Here is a 17,649-nt window from a genome sequence, read left to right as displayed (position 1 = left end):
CTATTTCCTTTATTTGATGTCACGTTACTCTCATTCATAGGGAGAGCTCAAAAGGTATTCCTGTCGCTATTGATAGGAATGTGAGGTTTATCACATAATAATTCTTCTTATTTCTATATAGTAATTGTAAATTATCATATTTTACTACACACACAATAAGGTGATGAACATGAATGCTATAGAACTTATAACCGCTTTAACACCTGTACTCGCTGTATTTATTCTTCTCGTTCTTTTGAAACTTCCGGCAACGAAAGCAATGCCGGTTAGCTTCTTGCTGACCGCTGTTCTCTCTTATGTCGTCTGGAAAATACCACTACTACAAATTGCAGCAGCTTCCATTGAAGGACTAATCATATCAGTATCCATTCTTTGGATCGTATTTGGTGCCATCTTGTTATTGAACACTTTGCGCAATAGTGGTGCCCTCGATGCAATCCGAACTGGGTTTATGGGGATTTCAATAGATAGAAGGGTACAACTCATCATTATTGCATGGTTGTTCGGGGCATTTATTGAAGGTGCAGCTGGTTTTGGGACACCTGCAGCCATCGGGGCTCCACTCCTTGTCGCCCTTGGTTTTCCTCCGCTTGCTGCCGTCGCACTCGCTCTTATCGCAGATAGCAGTCCCGTATCATTCGGAGCTGTCGGAACGCCGATTATTGTAGGAGTTGACCAGGGACTTCGTCAGGGTCCTGCTGTTGCTGATCAAGTCGCCGCAACCATTGGGAATCAGTCAATGGCTGACTATTTGCAGTCCGTGACCCAAAGTGCCGTATTTATTGATTTATTAGTAGGGACTTTCATCCCACTTATTTTAGTCATGATGCTTACACGCTTTTTCGGAAAAAATCGTTCTTGGAAAGAAGGCTTAGCGGTATGGAAGTTTGCGCTATTCGCTGGGCTTAGTTTTACCCTCCCAGCTTTTACAGTTGCAAGCTTACTAGGTCCTGAGTTTCCATCAATCATCGGTGGACTAATAGGGCTTGCCATCGTCATCCCTGCAGCGAAACGAGGTTTTCTACTTCCTGAAACGTCTTGGGATTTTGGAGAAGTAACTACTAACACTCCACATAAAAGTAAGCCACTTCCGCTATGGCTTGCATGGGTCCCTTACCTTCTCGTAGCTGTCTTCCTAGTCTTGACACGGTTAGATATTCTACCGATTAAAGGATGGTTAAGGTCCGTAATAGTTGGATGGCAGCAAATTCTTGGTACAGAGATTAGCACGTCATTTGAACCGCTCTACTTACCTGGATCCATCTTCATCGTGGTCATTTTGATCACCATTTTCATACACAAAATGACGTTAGAAGCAGTAAAAGTTACGATGATCGATTCACTAAAAACAATGGCAGGGACTGTTATCGCGTTAGGTACAGCCGTTCCGATGGTTCGGATTTTTATCAATTCAGAATTGAACGGTGCTGATCTTATGAGCATGCCAATGGAACTCGCTACGATGGTCGCAAACTCCGTTGGCGATGCCTGGCCGCTCGTTGCGCCATTCATCGGTGCTCTCGGATCTTTCATTTCAGGAAGTGCCACGTTTAGTAACATGATGTTCTCCCTCTTCCAATTCAGTGTCGCGGATCAGCTCCAAATGAACGAGCAACTCGTCCTCTCTCTCCAGGTTCTTGGCGCAAACGCGGGTAATATGATTTGTGTGTTGAACGTTGTTGCTGCTGCGTCTGTTGTTGGAATGGTTGGAAAGGAAGGAACAATCATTCGGATGACGATTGGACCGATGCTGTTTTATGCAGTAGCTTCAGGGGTGCTAGGTTTCATTTGGATTATGTTTCTATGAATCTTGTTTAAAAGATTGTTCGTGCAGTTGTTCATGAAGGTGAGCACAACTCAACTCATTCAGTCGCTCTACACAACCCGGAACTGGGACTGGGACAATGAACCTGTCCCTCTGTCCCACAAAAGATACTTTTTCATGGCCACTTGGTTTATATTTATACAGCCCTTGGTTCTGGCTACCAGACAGTAGATTAGCTGATTACTTTCAAGGGGATGGTTGATCGCACGTATACACTAGGGATGTAGGAAGTATGTAACATAACTGTAACTCATTTGTGGGACACGGAACCTGTCCCTGTGTCTCTTACTTGCTATTCTTTTCCAGTATGCTAGTATAGGGGCAGGTGCTAGATTACAAAAATGTTACAAAGATTAATATCATTACATAACCGGCACCAAAAATTTTTTTGGAGGTTTTAGAATGGTAAGAACGCTAGCAGCACTACTCATCACTGCACTTTTTTTCACTGGATTCACAACCCCTGCACTTGCTGATGATCATGGAAAGCCACCTGTTGAGGAACTTGAGAAGCAGTTTTTCAATCTATTTAACGTCGAGACCGATGAAGATAACTATGTAAAAGACTACGATTCATTTGAAGAAATGAGGAAGGTCTTCGAAAAAATAATGACGCCAGAGCTTGCCAAAAGCACAGTTGAAGCGCTTTTTAAAGAAAGAGATGGCAGACTTATGTTTTTTGCCTTTGATTCCGAGCCGAAACTACTTAGTGATGTAGACTATGAACTTAAAAAAATTGACAATAACCACTACAAACTTGCACAAACAGCTGATTTAGAGTTGTATGGTGGCATTTACAGATTAGAAATTGACTATATCTATGAATCAGGTAAGTGGATTTTTGCAGACAGAACTGTTACCAATAATGTAGAGAAAGAAACTACTGAAGACACTACCGGCGACAAACTGCCAAACACCGCAACATCCCTTCCAACATCGATGATGATTGGCGGAGGAATCATGATTGCAGGTGCACTACTACTTGTAGCTAGAAGACGCGCAAAAGCTTAATCTTCTATTAAACTACTAATCGAGTATGAGGATGAGGGGGTGACTAACCCTCGACCTCTCACACCACCGAACATATGGGTCCGTATACGGCGGTTTCACGTGTTTCCAACTGAATCAGTTGGACGGTTCTGCAGATTCACTAGTTTACAAAAAAGAAAACCAAGTGAACAATCCATAACACGGTTAAGTTCACTTGGTTTTCTTTATATATATTTTTCGGATTTTCTCTTTGGAAGTGAATCATGAGAACCATCACCGTGATTCATAGCATCACCATGGGACGAGGAAGCTATCCCTCCTAAAAATCTAATTTTTTATCGTTCCCCTCGTAATCAACCAGCATTGCACCTTCTTCTAACGCATCCATTAACCAGTCTATAATACGATTCCAGGTCCTAGAAATTTCTTTATTTTCAATATCCCATTGAACAACCGGAGCTTCGTAGTCATTGCTTTTCTGCAAATCAATACAAACGATGTCACCATAATTGAGTTTTGCAATGGGGAGGTATTCATCTGGCAAGTTCTCTTTATCTCTTATATAGATACTTGAATTAAGGTAAAATACACCATCAATCATAGGTCCAGACTGCTGGTTATAAACTTCAGCCAAAACTGTTCCAGGAAAAAAGATTTCCCCTCCATTACTAACTTGGAGAAAATCTTTATACACTTTGGGCAAAATCACTTTATATTTTTCTTCGAAGTTATGTATATCTTCTATCCGTGCACCCTTATTTAACTGGTGAACTCCAGCAGAATAGTTATTAAATTCATTATAAAAAGATTGTAAGTCTCCATTATCAGTGTGGAAATTAGCCATTACTAACACTCCTTTTTACTTAGGATCCCATGGTACAGGGAATCACGGGGACGGTTCTGATGATTGCACTTTACTGCATAAAACAGAAACCCAGTGAACTAACCAACTAAATGGCTTGTTCACTGGGTTTATCTTTAAGTCTAATAATTCACTAGTTATTCCTCTATATACCATTAGTTCCCTACACCTTAAATTGAATCATGAGAACCGTCCCCGTGATTCGAGAAAGACAAAAAAATATATATAGAATTATATCCATAACAAAACTCTAAATATTGTATCTAATTCCTCATTTTTATCTTTATATAATGATGTTTTTGCAAGAATAGATAGTATGGGTGATAGATTTATATCTCTATAATAGCACATGAAAAATCCCATTACCTTTTACGATAATGGGATAAGATTTAATATTCTTCTAACTTTATTTAACTAATTATTTCTCTAAGATGTTTTCCTCTATCCAAGTTATAAAGATTGCCCTAATCATACTTTTTGCCTTAATATAATCATTTCGCACATTAATAAATTCTGAATTCAATGTTTGATTGAACAATACGTTATACTCAAGGAATTTAAAATCACCAGAATGAAGGTGGCCCGATCTAATAGTTCCATATAAATACTTAAGGTATTCCTTTTCAAATTTACCTTCTGTTGAATATTTCTCAACAAACGCAAGAAATCTATTCATATCACTATTTAAACCTTTTAAGTAATCAAATTTAATTTCTATTTTTAGTAAAGCTTCTATTGATGCAACTAAATAAGAAACCATCATTGTAGGCTCATTAGCACATACAGATAAGGCTTTATTGTATAACTTACATGCATTACTGAAACGTTCAAATTTCTCTTTACTTTTTGTTTCAAAGATTTTTAGTTTTCTAAAGAAAGTAATATGTGAACTCAATAGTCTAATATCTGTATTATAGTTACTTATTTCCTTATTTAAATCACCTCTCACAACTTTCCTTTTAACTTTCTTTAATTCACGTTGCTTAAAAATTTCATCTAACTTAGGATTATCTTTAGATATCGACAACGTTGATTTGTTACCCTCACTATCAGTTACAGTCACTGTATAATAGCCATTTAGAACCATTTTATCTCCATCTAGGGCAATCAAGCCATTTAAATTATCAAAAACAAGCAGATCAAGCTCCTCATCATAAAATCCTTTGTTTATTGCCGTACCACCAAAACGGTCATTGTCCGCTTCCTTATAATCTGCCAAAGCTAGCACTTGTTCCGACTGAAACTCATCGATTCCTAAATCAAATAATACGGATAAGAAAGAGAAAACTTCTTTCGCACGATTATAAGCAAGAGTTCTTGCAGAAGTTACATCAATAGCAAACACTTCAACATCAAACGTAAGCATTTGTTCATGAGGAGAGTTTGTTATTGAATCTGCGTTATAAATTAAATCGCGGCCCTGAACCCTAAATGGCTTTACATCAATCTTATCTCCCCATTCAAAGTTGATTTCTAAATCCTGAGGTTTTTTACTATAATACCTTCCATAAACTCGTACTATATATTTTGTTGGCCCCTCCAATAACTTCATATAAATATCAGCAAATAATTGATTTGAATAATCTTCTATATCATAAGTATTGATTGAATCATCCATTTCAATTACTATTTTCAAGCTAGTTTTTTCCATTTTTTGCAAGTTAAAGTGTACCTTTACTAATATGCTCTTTTTGTGAAAGTTGTCCGAATAAGTAAATTTATATATGTCTGATTCTGTAGTATCCATACTGCATGTCGCATCCTTTTTTTCAAAAAAGGACTTTATAGCATCAATATTCCCAGGTAAATTACCTATATTTAAATTCTTATATTCTTTCTTTCTAATCATTGTAATCCCCTTACAAATAATCTCCTTTTAACCAAGGTGTGTATTTTCTTTACGCTATTAATATTAGATCCCTAATTTCTGTATCACTACACTATTCCCAAGGTGTTTTACAATCTCCCTACATTCAGATAACCTATTAGAATACATCCCTTAGTAATTTAAAATATATAAAATAGATAATTCTAAGTAGTGGATACCCAATAATCAACATAGAGAAAACCAGGATTCTAACCATTACTTTGATTGGCTAACCTGGTTTTTCTGTTTTTTGAATCTTTCCCCCAAAGTCTTTCCTCATACATGGGACGTTGCTAAAAACCATTCATCAAGTTTCTAATTTGGGGACTAGAAGGTTTATCTGTTACATGTATGCCATCGGGCTGCAGCTCATACTGTGATTGAGACTCCCCAGACAGAGATAGGAATATCCAGCTCATTTAAGATATGTGTATTTAAAGATTTATCGCATTTAATCACTTTTCCTATTAGTTCAGGAATCAGCGGGACGGTTCTACTGATTCATTAGTTTATAATAATATAAAAACCTGGTTAGCTAATCATAGTAATGGTTAGCTCCTCGTCTTCCTCTAAGTAGTAAATCTGGAAATCTATTCATAAACTCTAGAATGAATCACGAGAACCGTTCCCATGATTCCCTAAAAGCCAATCATAGATCTGAGAACTACTTAGGTGGAGATACTCTTCTAGCTAGGCAAGTATCCAGTCCTTATAGGGATCTAGTTTTTTCTTCTTTCCCAAGGGTTGTTCATTATAGGCTTTTACTTCATCGAATGTCATTTCTAGATACTTATAGACAGTCGGTCTTAAGATCTTAAGATCTTTAGCGATTTGTGCCACTTTAAACTTTTTCTTATGTAATTCCTGAATCTTAATTTATAACACTAACTTCTCCTCCAAAACCCCAACCTCCAGTAAAATAACGTCACGATCTATTTTACTAGAGTAGTAGGTTGATTGAGCATAGTGTAAATTCCTATCGAGCAAAATGTGTCAACTTTATTCTAGCGTTTACAGCAAGGGGGGTACAGCAGATACGGTTGTTAAAAGTTCAATCAATAAGAGCACATTACAAAACGTACGAGTTAATCAAATGTTTGATTAACTCGTACGATCACTACTTTAAGAATTTAGATTGTATTAGGAGTTGGCGGGACAGTTCTTCTGCTTCATATGCTTACAAAAAAAGAAAACGAGGTGAACAAAGTTGAGTTTTCATGGTTTACTTTGAATATTTTTTACGGGAGATCTATTTGGAAGTGAATCACGAGAACCGTCCCCTTGAATCTATTAATAAGTTTTAGCTAAAGTCTTCTCTTTAAATTCAATTATTTTACCATATTCAATAATATCTGCTATTCTCTTACTTGCTAATCCATCGCCATATGGATTACTTGCTCTACTCATTTTCTTGTACTCTTCTTGATCTTCGAGTAGTAATTTGAAATTGTAATAAATATTATCTTCATCTGTTCCTACTAATTTAAGTGTTTCGGCTGATATTCCTTCTGGTCGCTCTGTTGTATCACGCATAACCAAAACAGGCTTACCTAAACTTGGTGCTTCTTCCTGGATACCTCCACTATCAGTAAGAATTAAATAGGACCTCGAAAGGAAGTTATGAAAGTCTAAAACTTCCAATGGCTCTATAATTCTGACTCTATCACAATTTCCCAGAATATCATTAGCAGCTTCTCTTACAACTGGATTCATATGAATGGGATATACCACTTTAATATCTGGAAATTCATCGACAATTCTTCTAATTGCCATAAACATATTCCTCATAGGCTGACCTAGATTCTCTCTTCTATGAGCGGTAATCAAAATGAGTTTACTATCCGATGCCCAATTAATCTGATCATGAAAATAATCCTCTCTGACCGTAGTATTTAGTGCATCAATACCTGTATTACCCGTTACAAAAATAGAGGTAGGATCTTTTCCTTCCTTTAATAGTTGCTCTTTCGACATTTCCGTCGGAGCAAAATTGTACTTTGCTACAATTCCTACAGCTTGGCGATTATATTCTTCTGGGTAAGGCGAAAAGATATTATAAGTTCTTAAGCCTGCCTCTACATGACCTACAGGAATTTGCAAATAAAAGCAAGCTAATGAAGTGACGAAAGTTGTAGATGTATCACCATGAACTAAAACTACATCAGGTTTAACTTCTTCAAGTACAGCTTTCATTTTTTCTAATATACTTATTGTTACATCAAAGAGGGTCTGTTTTTCTTTCATTATCGATAAGTTATAATCTGGAGTAATGTCAAAAGCGTCTAACACTTGAGTTAACATTTCTTTATGTTGACCTGTAACACAAACAACTGTTTCTACTTTATCTCGAAATTTTAATTCTCTAACTAAAGGACTCATCTTAATGGCTTCAGGTCTCGTACCAAATACAACCATTACTTTTTTCTTCAATTTTATCAACTCACTTTTCTTTTATTATTTTCTAAATCATTCTTAGCATAGCTTCAGATTTACAATAACAAGTGGATGTTTCCTACTTAATTCTCATGATTCAAATCGGTAAAAAGCGAGGCATTTATTTTTCCATTGGTTAAGTTCACAATTATAGGAAACTTTAGGAATTAGTGTTTTGTGAATATATTTCAAGCTAATAACACTTGCTTTTTAATAGATAAAAGTCATCTTAGTGAAACTAAAAACCACCCATTCAACAAAGATTGTCGGTTATAATAAAGTCTCTTATTATCCTCATACCTAGTTACATTACCACCGGCTGCTTCTACAATAGCTTGACCTGCCCCCGTATCCCATTCCATCGTCGGTGCATACCTTGGATAATAATCTGCTTTTCCTTCAGCAACCAAACAGAACTTTAAAGAGCTTCCTGACGAAACTACTTCTACTTCTCCATGCTTGGCTTCTAAGTTTTTAATAAATACTTCGGTTTCTGCTGACATATGTGATCTACTTGCAACTGCACGAAGTATTTTATGACCTCGATTATCAGGAAGTTTTACACTTTCTTGCAAGAGTTCTGACTCATTAGATATTTTAACTGTTGAAGCATTTTTAAGCTTATATGCACCTTCACCAATTCTACCAAAATAAAACGCATCTAAAGCTGGAGCATAAATAATTCCTATAGAAGGATAATTTCCTTCTATCAATGCAATATTTACAGTGAATTCTCCGTTCTTCTTTATAAACTCCTTTGTTCCATCTAATGGGTCCACTAACCAAAAATATTTCCATTTGCATCGCTCACTATAAGAAGATTTATTCCCTTCTTCACTCAAGACAGGGATATCAGGGTTAATTTTATTTAAACCCCTCATAATTACCGCGTGTGATTGATGATCTGCCTGAGTAAGTGGTGAATCATCTTCTTTAAATTCAACGTTAAAATTCTGAGTATATACCTCTAGAATTTCTTTGCCAGCTTGTAAAGATATTTTAAACAATTCAAAAATACTTATATCTTTCATATAATTTTATGACCACCTTTCAAAATTACTTTGAAGCGATTGAGTTAAAACCAAACAAAATTCACAATAATTACGGTTACTACCATTACAATTAAACTTAAAGGCAATCCAACCTTTATATAATCTGTAAATTTGTAGCCACCTGGACCATATACAATTAAATTAGTTTGATAACCAATAGGAGTAATAAAGCTAGCTGAAGCAGCTATGGATATAATTATAGCAACCCCCATATATTGTACTCCGAGAGAAGAAGCGATCTCTAGACCAATAGGTACCATTAATACTGCAGCCGCACTATTTGTAATTAGTTCAGTGAATATATTAGTCAATAAATAAACTAATAAAAGAACTACAAATATCCCATAAGGTTCACCTAACTTTAACAAACCATTTGCTAGCCATTCAGCTAAGCCGCTTTTAGTCATAGCGATTCCAACACCAAATGCACTAGCAATAAGTAAAAGGACATTAAATTGTACATATTTCTTTGCCTCTTCTGGAGAAATCACCTTTGTGAGTACTAATAAAAATACGGCTAGCATCATTGCTTTGAACATACTTAAGAAGCCCATAGTCACTAGGATAATCATAGCTATCAATATACCTATGGAAAAGTAGCCTTTTTTGCTATTAGTACTTAAACTCTTAGGGGCATCTAAAGAAGATACTATGTAAAAATCACTTGAATGTTGATAATTTTTTAGAAAGTCAGATCCAGCCAAAAGCAACAATGTATCCCCTGGGCGTAGAACTATGTCTCCAACTTTACTTTTTATCCGCTCATTATTACGATGTACGGCTAATACTCCCGCATCAAACCTAGATCGGAATTGTGATTGTTTTATTGACTTAGTTAATAAGGAAGATTGATGAGAAACTACAGCTTCTACAAGTTGAATATTTCCATTTTTTAAGTCATCTAATTCTAGTTCAGAACCCGTTTCAATTGTTAAGCCTTTTATATTCTGTAATTCAGCGATTGTAGAAATTAAACCTGTAAAAATTAACCGATCTCCCGCCTGAATAATTGTCGTTGAGCGAACTGGAGAAATACGCTCATCTCCACGTATAATTTCAATTAGATATAATCCGTTTAATTCTCTCAATCCAGCCTTTTGAACAGATTTATTTAGATATATAAAATCACCTTGAACGCTAACTTCAGCAATATACTCTCTAGAATCAGCAAATAATTGATCACCAACACCAATATGATTTGGTAAAAATCTATATCCAATAGTAAAAATATAAATAAGTCCAATTATTGTAATCGGAACCCCTACTATTGCTAGTTGGAAGAGGCTGAACCCTTTTAATTGATTATCAAGCAACATTCCATGTACAACTAGATTAGTAGAGGTACCTATTAAAGTGATTGTTCCTCCTAAAATAGTTACATAAGATAATGGAATTAAAAACTTTGAGGGTGCAACTTTTTGCTCTTCACACCATTTCTTAATAATTGGTGTAAATGTAACAACAATAGGAGTATTATTCAAAAAAGCAGAAAAGAATGGAAGAGGTAGAAAGAAGCGTAACATAGAACCCCTTACAGTGCTGCTCTTATCCAACCATTGTTTCATTAATTGATCTATGATTCCATACTTCTGTATCGCTCCAGCCACAATAAATAAAAGGGCAACAGTCAACATCCCCTGATTAGAGAATCCCTTTAAAGCTTCTTCTGGAGTTAACAATCCTGAAATTAAAAAGACAACAAGAGTTGCAAAAACAACCATGTCCGGCCTAGCAAATTCTAATAACAATGCAATTAGCATAAAAATAATCATAGCTAAAACAAAGATCATCTCTAATGACATAGGGAAGACCTTCCCTTCTGTTCTTTCACATTTTAGTAAAACTCCCAAAAAAGCTACTATCAATTAGGAATTGATAGTAGCTATCTTACTAAAGAATTATTTTCATAATTTCTCTTACAATATAATCCGTTGCTTCTTTTAATGTAAACTTACTTGTGTCAACCTCAATTTCTGGAGATTCCGGTGCTTCATACGGGCTAGATATCCCAGTAAAGTTTGGAATCTCTCCATTACGAGCCTTTTTATACAAACCTTTCACATCACGATTTTCACATTCTTCAATTGGAGTACTAACAAATATTTCAACAAAACCATTACCAATAATTTCTCTTGCATTTTTGCGGTCACTTTCATACGGTGAAATAAATGATGTTATTGTTATTAATCCTGCATTATTCATTAGCTTAGCAACTTCCGCGATACGACGAATGTTTTCGACACGATCACTTTCCTTAAAACCCAAATTCTTATTAAGACCATGACGAACATTATCCCCATCTAGTAACATCGTATGATGTCCAGTGGTAAACAAACGTTTCTCGACTTCATTTGCAAGTGTTGATTTTCCAGAACCTGAAAGTCCAGTGAACCAAAGTGTAAAAGCCCTCTGTCCTTTTTGTTGTTCACGAACCTCTCTTGAAATATCCGATTCTTGCCATACAACATTTGTCGAGCGACGAAGTGAATGCTCTATCACACCACAAGCGGAAGTCATATTCGACACTCGGTCAATCAAAATTAGTCCACCGAGTCCTTTATTATTTGCGAAAGTATCAAATACCATATTTTCTGATAATGAAATATCACATTCTATGAGCTCGTTTTTAAAGGCCTTATCAGCTGGAATATGATCCCCAGTATTAATGTCAATCTTATGCTTTATAGACATCACAGTACCAGGAAGGATTTTTGTTCCTACTTTTACTAGATAATTTCGACCCGGTACCAGTTTAGTATCATCCATCCACAAAATAGTGGCTGTAAACATATCAGTTACTTGAATATTACTTGAAGTTGTTAATACATTCCCTCGAGATACATCTACTTCACGGTCTAATTGTATAGTTGCTGGCTGTCCAACAATTGCTGAATGAGCCTCTTTATCTGTCACCAAGATACTCTTTACCTTTGCTTTTTCATTACTCGGTAGTGTTATTATCTCGTCTCCAACTGAAATGCTTCCTGCTTCAATTTGCCCTTGAAAGCCACGAAATGTATGATTTGGACGACTTACTCGCTGAACTGGAAGGATAAAACTATCCCGTTGTTCTTTTGAAACGTCTATCTTTTCCAAATATGCTAATAATGGTAAACCATCATACCAAGGTGTATTCTCTGACTTCTTTGTGATGTTATCTCCTTCAGTAGCTGAAACGGGGATCACTTGTATACTTTCAAGATTAAATCCATGTGTTAATTGTTTAAAATCTCTCTTGATTTCTTCAAAACGCTTTTGTTCAAAGTCAATCAAGTCCATTTTGTTTACAGCTAAGAGAAGATGTTTAATCCCCATTAAAGAACAAATCCGCGCATGGCGTTTAGTCTGAGTAATAACACCCTTTGTTGCATCAACTAAAATAATAGCTAAGTCTGCAAACGAAGCTCCTACAGCCATGTTACGAGTATATTCTTCATGCCCTGGTGTATCAGCAACAATAAAAGAGCGACTATCTGTCGTGAAGTAGCGATATGCTACATCAATCGTAATTCCCTGTTCCCTCTCTGCTATTAAACCATCAAGAAGAAGAGAATAATCTATCTCTCCTCCACGACTTCCTACTTTACTATCAAGCTCTAAAGCTTTTGCTTGATCAGCAAATAATAGTTTTGCATCATATAACATATGACCAATAAGTGTTGATTTACCGTCATCTACACTTCCACAAGTAATAAATTTAAGTAGACTCTTCATTCTAGAAATACCCCTCTCTCTTACGGCGTTCCATACTTCCAGCGGCTTCTTGATCAATTACTCGACTTGTGCGCTCTGAAGATACTGCGCCAAGTGTTTCATCAATTATTTCATCTAAACTATCTGCTTCAGACTCAACACCACCAGTTAGAGGGTAACAACCTAAAGTTCTAAAACGAACTTTCTTCATTATCACTTCTTCACCAGGTTCTAGTTTCATACGATCATCATCTACCATTATGATATTCCCATCACGATAAACAACTGGCCTTTCCTTAGCAAAATATAGTGGAACTATATCAATATTTTCCTTGCGGATATATTGCCATATATCTTTTTCAGTCCAATTTGAGAGCGGGAAAACACGCATGCTTTCACCCTTATTAATTCTAGTATTGTAAAGTTTCCACATTTCTGGTTTTTGATTTTTCGGGTCCCATGCATGTTTTTTGTTACGGAAAGAAAAAACTCGCTCTTTTGCACGTGATTTTTCCTCATCACGTCTTCCACCACCAAAAGCTGCATCAAATCCGTATTTATCCAACCCTTTTTTTAACGCTTGTGTCTTCATTATGTCTGTATATTCCGATCCATGGTCGAAAGGATTAATACCTTGTACAACTGCTTCTTGATTAATTTCTTCAATCATCTCAATTCCTAACTCTTTTGCCTTGCGGTCACGAAACTCAATCATTTCATTAAACTTCCAAGTTGTATTAACATGCATAAAAGGAAATGGAGGCTTCTCTGGATAAAAAGCTTTCATTGCTAAATGGAGCATAACAGAACTATCTTTTCCAATTGAATAAAGCATAACTGGATTTGCGCATTCTGCAGCAACTTCTCTGATAATATATATTGCTTCAGCCTCGAGTTGATCAAGGTGAATAAAATCTTCCATGGGAATATCTCCTAACCATTCTAAATTTGTACTCAAGCGCAAAATGAGTCATTACATGACTTTACTCTTTTAGTTTTAAAGTATTCTGTGCTTAAGCTTAACTAACTTACTACCTGCATTTATTTAACCCTAATGACTTCTACTTTACACTTCTTTCCTACTAATAGATGTAATATCATCGTAAAATATATTAATAATAAAATTGGCTTGTGACTACTCGATTTATTATTTATCCAATTAAGTGTCTTCGAAGAAAATTTAGCCTTACCTAAACTTAATCCCTTTACAATTCGCATTACAGGTCTAAAAGTTTTACTGAAAACAGATCCACAATTAGGAGCAATATTATCTTGATTCTGCTTTGACCATTGAATACGTTCTTTTACTGGATTAACGACACTTAAATCCTTATAAGGGAATTCAAAAATAGCACTTATAATAAACTTTTCTTGAGATCCAGTAAACATTGTCTCTCTATATGAAATATTCATATTCTTACGGTTGATAGTTTTAATTTCGTTATCTTTGTCAATATATGTAACACTTTTAACAAAGTCATATATTGATTTATTTATATGTTTACCTTCACCAGCATTCATGGCTAAAGCTCCACCAATTGTTGCTGGAACAGACGCCAAATAATAAAAAGAGTCTAAAGATTCCTTATAACATACTCTCAAAATTTCATTCATCTTAACTGTTGAAGAAACTTCATACAAGTTTTTTTCTTTAGAAATACACTTTATCTCTTTCGGGATACTATTCTTCAGTACAAGTGATTCTACATTTTTTTTTACAAACAGTGTATTAGATCCATTCCCTAAAAAATAAATCTTTTTATTATTTTTCAGGGCCCAATTATAATATTCCATATATTGACTTACAGATTTAATTTCTGCGTAAGATTCAAAGTGGTGAGATGTTTTGTATCTAGATAGAGAGTCGGTATCAATATTTCTAATATTATTCTCAATCTCCAATTCTTTTATCTCCTTTTTTCTTTATTTCTAATAGCTAAATCAAATATTAATATAACTTAGCATTTGCAATTATCTAGCATATAGAATTTTCACAATAATAAGGTAAACAACAGTTTAAAAGCCCTGCTCTAATCAGTAAATAGTGTATGGAAAGGAAATTATATTATATGGCGTATATGGGCATTTAATCTGTTTGATCAAACCCCATGCCTTTATTAACCTCATTGCTTAGCTTTAATATCATTATCTTAGAGGCTTTATGTTTCTTCTTATATCAAAGCTTAACACTCGTTTGCATCATTGGAAGAAAAGGTAACAAATTTTCATATCATCTATTAAAGCAAAAATGTCACCTTTTTGTGGTGACCTTGGGCCACTTTGTAACTATTTTATTCCCAACTACTTTAAGGAGTATTTTTCACAATTTTTAATTAAGATTAGTTTTCTTATTTTTAGATTTGTCATAAGAGATGCTTTTTACTATAGTCATTATAATTAATAGAAGGTTGACTGTAGCACCAGCAATTGCAAATAAAGCAATTGCAATAATATCACTTTCAAAGAGGTAACCACCTATTGCTAAAGCAATTACCCTCAATAATCCGATGCCAATAGTAATATACAAATATAATTGTTGTGCTGATAAGACTGGTAAAGCTTTCACGCTTGGATTATTTATAAATACTATATATGACCAAATTGCAAGCCACCTAGAATATTCACCTGCAATCAACCATTCCTCACCGAACACAAAACTAAACAACCAGGGACCAAAGACAACTACTAATCCAAATGGAATAAGGCCTATAACTGCTAAAGTAGTTGTAGCTCTTATCAATAAATTTGAAATACTTTCATTATTATTTGCAGCTTCGGTAATTCTTGGATAAAAAACATCACCAACTGAATTTCCAATTAATTGAGCTGGTAATGCTAATACTTTGTTCCCAAGCACGTAGAGGCCTACCGCAACTGGACCAAACATTATAGTCAGCATTAAAACCGGCAGACTTCTTGATACTGAATTAATGAATTCTTGCGATGCACGGTATAATGGAAAATCCATATATGTTTTGGCAAGGTCTATCCCCCTTATTGATAGGCGGTTAAACTTACTCTTTCCAATAGGATTAATTAAAAGAGATAATATTTTTGCATTCCAAGCAAGCAATAAAGAATGTAAGGCATACCCTAAAGTTGTTATTAAGATCAAGAAAAACGCAATAGGTTGGAATAACCCTAAGCCTATTTTAGTACTATTCACAAGTAAGGCATGGATAACAGCAACTTTTGCTTTTTGTTTGAATTTTTTATGCCTGATCATCCATTGCTGGGTAACCTGAAGCGCTGCTGTAAAAACCATAATAATAGGTATAAATATTAAATATGGTGCCAACTCTGCAATTTGCAGCAATTCAACGATAGATTGTCCAAATATAGTTACTATTAACCACATAATTGCTGAAAGTATAAGAGCTATATTAAGTGATAAGTAAAGTAAGCCCTTAGCATGGTTCTCTTCTTTTGGAAGAACAATTGCTATAGGGTATGTCATTGCTGCAATAGGCGTAACTATAGTGATAATAGACAAAAAAACTCCAAGAATACCAAAAGCTTCTGGTCCATAAATCCTAGTAATGATCGGTGAGAATAGTAAATTTATTGCTTGGACAGCAGCTGTACCTGATGCAACTGTAATTACATTCCTTACAAACGGCTTTTTCGTTAAGCTTGAAAAATTGCTTGTTGAAAAAGGGAGTTTGCTTAAAATACCCTTATTCATTATATAGCTCCTTAATTAATTCTACTAAATTTTAGTACCTAAACTGTATAGTAAATAACAACGTATATCATGAAAACATAAAAATGTGTTAGTAATGATAGATAATTTTTTATTAAAGTATAAATTTAATTTTCAGCTAGTGAGGTCTTTAGATAGTTAAGGGATTTATTTTTTTCTTCTTCAAGAATTAAGTTTGTCGAGTCATAATCTATTTCCATCATTAATTCCGTATTATTTAAATCTTTAATACTCTCAACAACTCTATGATTTAGTTCCAATAACTCCAATAAACTTACCATTCTTGTACCACTTTTTTTATGGGGGATAGTAATAAAGTTTTTATTGAAAATTACCGAGAAAGCCGTTCCATGGAATGAATTAGTTATAACAAAGTGGGCACCCTTTATTAAACTTAATAATTTTTCAGGACTTACCCCCTTTAAGTGCTTCCGTCCTTTTGAACTTTTCAACCTCTTTTCTGTTACATAGAGTAAATTCAGCCCTAGTTTCTTTCTTAAGTGTTCGGAGATTTCCACTATGTTTTCAATGGGTCCTACTGAGTAAACTAAAATATACTTTTCACCTTCAGTAGTCTGGTTCACTAATTTATTCCAAATAGTAACATCTGCTAATAAGGTTGGATCTAATACCCTCTCAACTTTATTATTTGTTAGGTGGTCAACTAGTTTTAATGCACTATTTTCTCTAACACTAATATAATCAAGATTGTTTATCTGACTTTTCAAAAAGGCCTCTTCTTTTTTGTCTATAACCTCACTTCCAATACTTGCTGCATAAGATATTCTCCTAGCATTTTCATCATCTGCACAAAAATTAAAGAAAAACGCATCATCAAATTTTGTGAGTTCAGAATTCCAAACCTGATCACTACCAGATATATAAGCATCGTATCCGTTTATGTCTATTGAATTTTCAAAGGTTTTTCTAGAAATGTTCAAGTAATTTTTCCTGAATTTATTAAAAACCTTTTCTCTCTTGGAAAATTCTCGAAAATGGATAATAGTAGAAATGACTGATCTAAAGGTTTTTCTTATACTTTTAGTATTAATACGTATAACTTTATACTTGTTAATTATATAGTCTTGTCTATAATCTATAATCTCTACATTTTTATCCAATGACTTAATTGTTTCTTGTAGAGCATAAGCCTGCAATACTGCACCATAATTATTTGCATTATGGAATGTCAAAATCCCTATATTCATATTAATGTCCTCCCGC

At 34.8% G+C, this 17,649-nt stretch carries 12 protein-coding genes and 1 pseudogene; 2 read left to right on the top strand and 11 right to left on the bottom strand.

Annotated elements, in window-relative coordinates:
* Nucleotides 1-169 precede the first annotated feature (169 nt).
* Complete coding sequence (locus ACXAEY_RS02225; RefSeq protein ID WP_474810170.1) at nt 170-1,807, top strand: L-lactate permease; 1,638 nt, start codon at nt 170-172, stop codon at nt 1,805-1,807.
* A gap of 420 nt (nt 1,808-2,227) precedes the next feature.
* Nucleotides 2,228-2,836, top strand: coding sequence for an LPXTG cell wall anchor domain-containing protein (locus tag ACXAEY_RS02220; protein ID WP_474810169.1), 609 nt, complete (start codon nt 2,228-2,230; stop codon nt 2,834-2,836).
* A gap of 298 nt (nt 2,837-3,134) precedes the next feature.
* Here the strand turns inward: ACXAEY_RS02220 and ACXAEY_RS02215 are convergent, their stop codons facing one another.
* From ACXAEY_RS02215 to ACXAEY_RS02165, 11 genes and pseudogenes are all read right to left on the bottom strand, one after another.
* A complete protein-coding gene (locus ACXAEY_RS02215; RefSeq protein ID WP_474810167.1) occupies nt 3,135-3,659 on the bottom strand; it encodes an SMI1/KNR4 family protein in 525 nt (174 codons plus the stop codon).
* 436 nt (nt 3,660-4,095) lie between these two features.
* Nucleotides 4,096-5,526, bottom strand: coding sequence for a hypothetical protein (locus ACXAEY_RS02210; RefSeq protein ID WP_474810165.1), 1,431 nt, complete (start codon nt 5,524-5,526; stop codon nt 4,096-4,098).
* 711 nt (nt 5,527-6,237) lie between these two features.
* Nucleotides 6,238-6,420, bottom strand: a pseudogene (locus ACXAEY_RS02205) (IS21 family transposase); the annotation flags it as partial.
* Between the two features lie 414 nt (nt 6,421-6,834).
* On the bottom strand, nt 6,835-7,959 hold the full coding sequence (gene wecB, locus ACXAEY_RS02200; protein WP_474814706.1) for a non-hydrolyzing UDP-N-acetylglucosamine 2-epimerase: 1,125 nt from the start codon (nt 7,957-7,959) through the stop codon (nt 6,835-6,837).
* 242 nt (nt 7,960-8,201) lie between these two features.
* Nucleotides 8,202-9,008 carry a 3'(2'),5'-bisphosphate nucleotidase CysQ gene (cysQ, locus tag ACXAEY_RS02195; RefSeq protein WP_474810163.1) on the bottom strand — a complete coding sequence of 269 codons (807 nt, stop codon included), beginning with the start codon at nt 9,006-9,008 and terminating at the stop codon, nt 8,202-8,204.
* Nucleotides 9,009-9,052: 44 nt separating this feature from the next.
* A complete protein-coding gene (locus tag ACXAEY_RS02190) occupies nt 9,053-10,831 on the bottom strand; it encodes an SLC13 family permease (protein ID WP_474810161.1) in 1,779 nt (592 codons plus the stop codon).
* Nucleotides 10,832-10,919: 88 nt separating this feature from the next.
* On the bottom strand, nt 10,920-12,743 hold the full coding sequence (gene cysC, locus ACXAEY_RS02185; RefSeq protein ID WP_474810159.1) for an adenylyl-sulfate kinase: 1,824 nt from the start codon (nt 12,741-12,743) through the stop codon (nt 10,920-10,922).
* 1 nt (nt 12,744) lies between these two features.
* On the bottom strand, nt 12,745-13,644 hold the full coding sequence (gene cysD, locus ACXAEY_RS02180) for a sulfate adenylyltransferase subunit CysD (protein ID WP_474810157.1): 900 nt from the start codon (nt 13,642-13,644) through the stop codon (nt 12,745-12,747).
* A 119-nt stretch (nt 13,645-13,763) separates the two neighbouring features.
* Complete coding sequence (locus ACXAEY_RS02175; RefSeq protein WP_474810155.1) at nt 13,764-14,624, bottom strand: FAD-binding protein; 861 nt, start codon at nt 14,622-14,624, stop codon at nt 13,764-13,766.
* Between the two features lie 427 nt (nt 14,625-15,051).
* A complete protein-coding gene (locus ACXAEY_RS02170) occupies nt 15,052-16,407 on the bottom strand; it encodes a lipopolysaccharide biosynthesis protein (RefSeq protein ID WP_474810153.1) in 1,356 nt (451 codons plus the stop codon).
* Nucleotides 16,408-16,532: 125 nt separating this feature from the next.
* A complete protein-coding gene (locus ACXAEY_RS02165; RefSeq protein WP_474810152.1) occupies nt 16,533-17,633 on the bottom strand; it encodes a polysaccharide pyruvyl transferase family protein in 1,101 nt (366 codons plus the stop codon).
* Nucleotides 17,634-17,649 lie beyond the last annotated feature (16 nt).

Source organism: Anaerobacillus sp. ABA4_114 (assembly GCF_056159065.1).
This window is presented reverse-complemented; position numbering and strand designations above follow the sequence as displayed.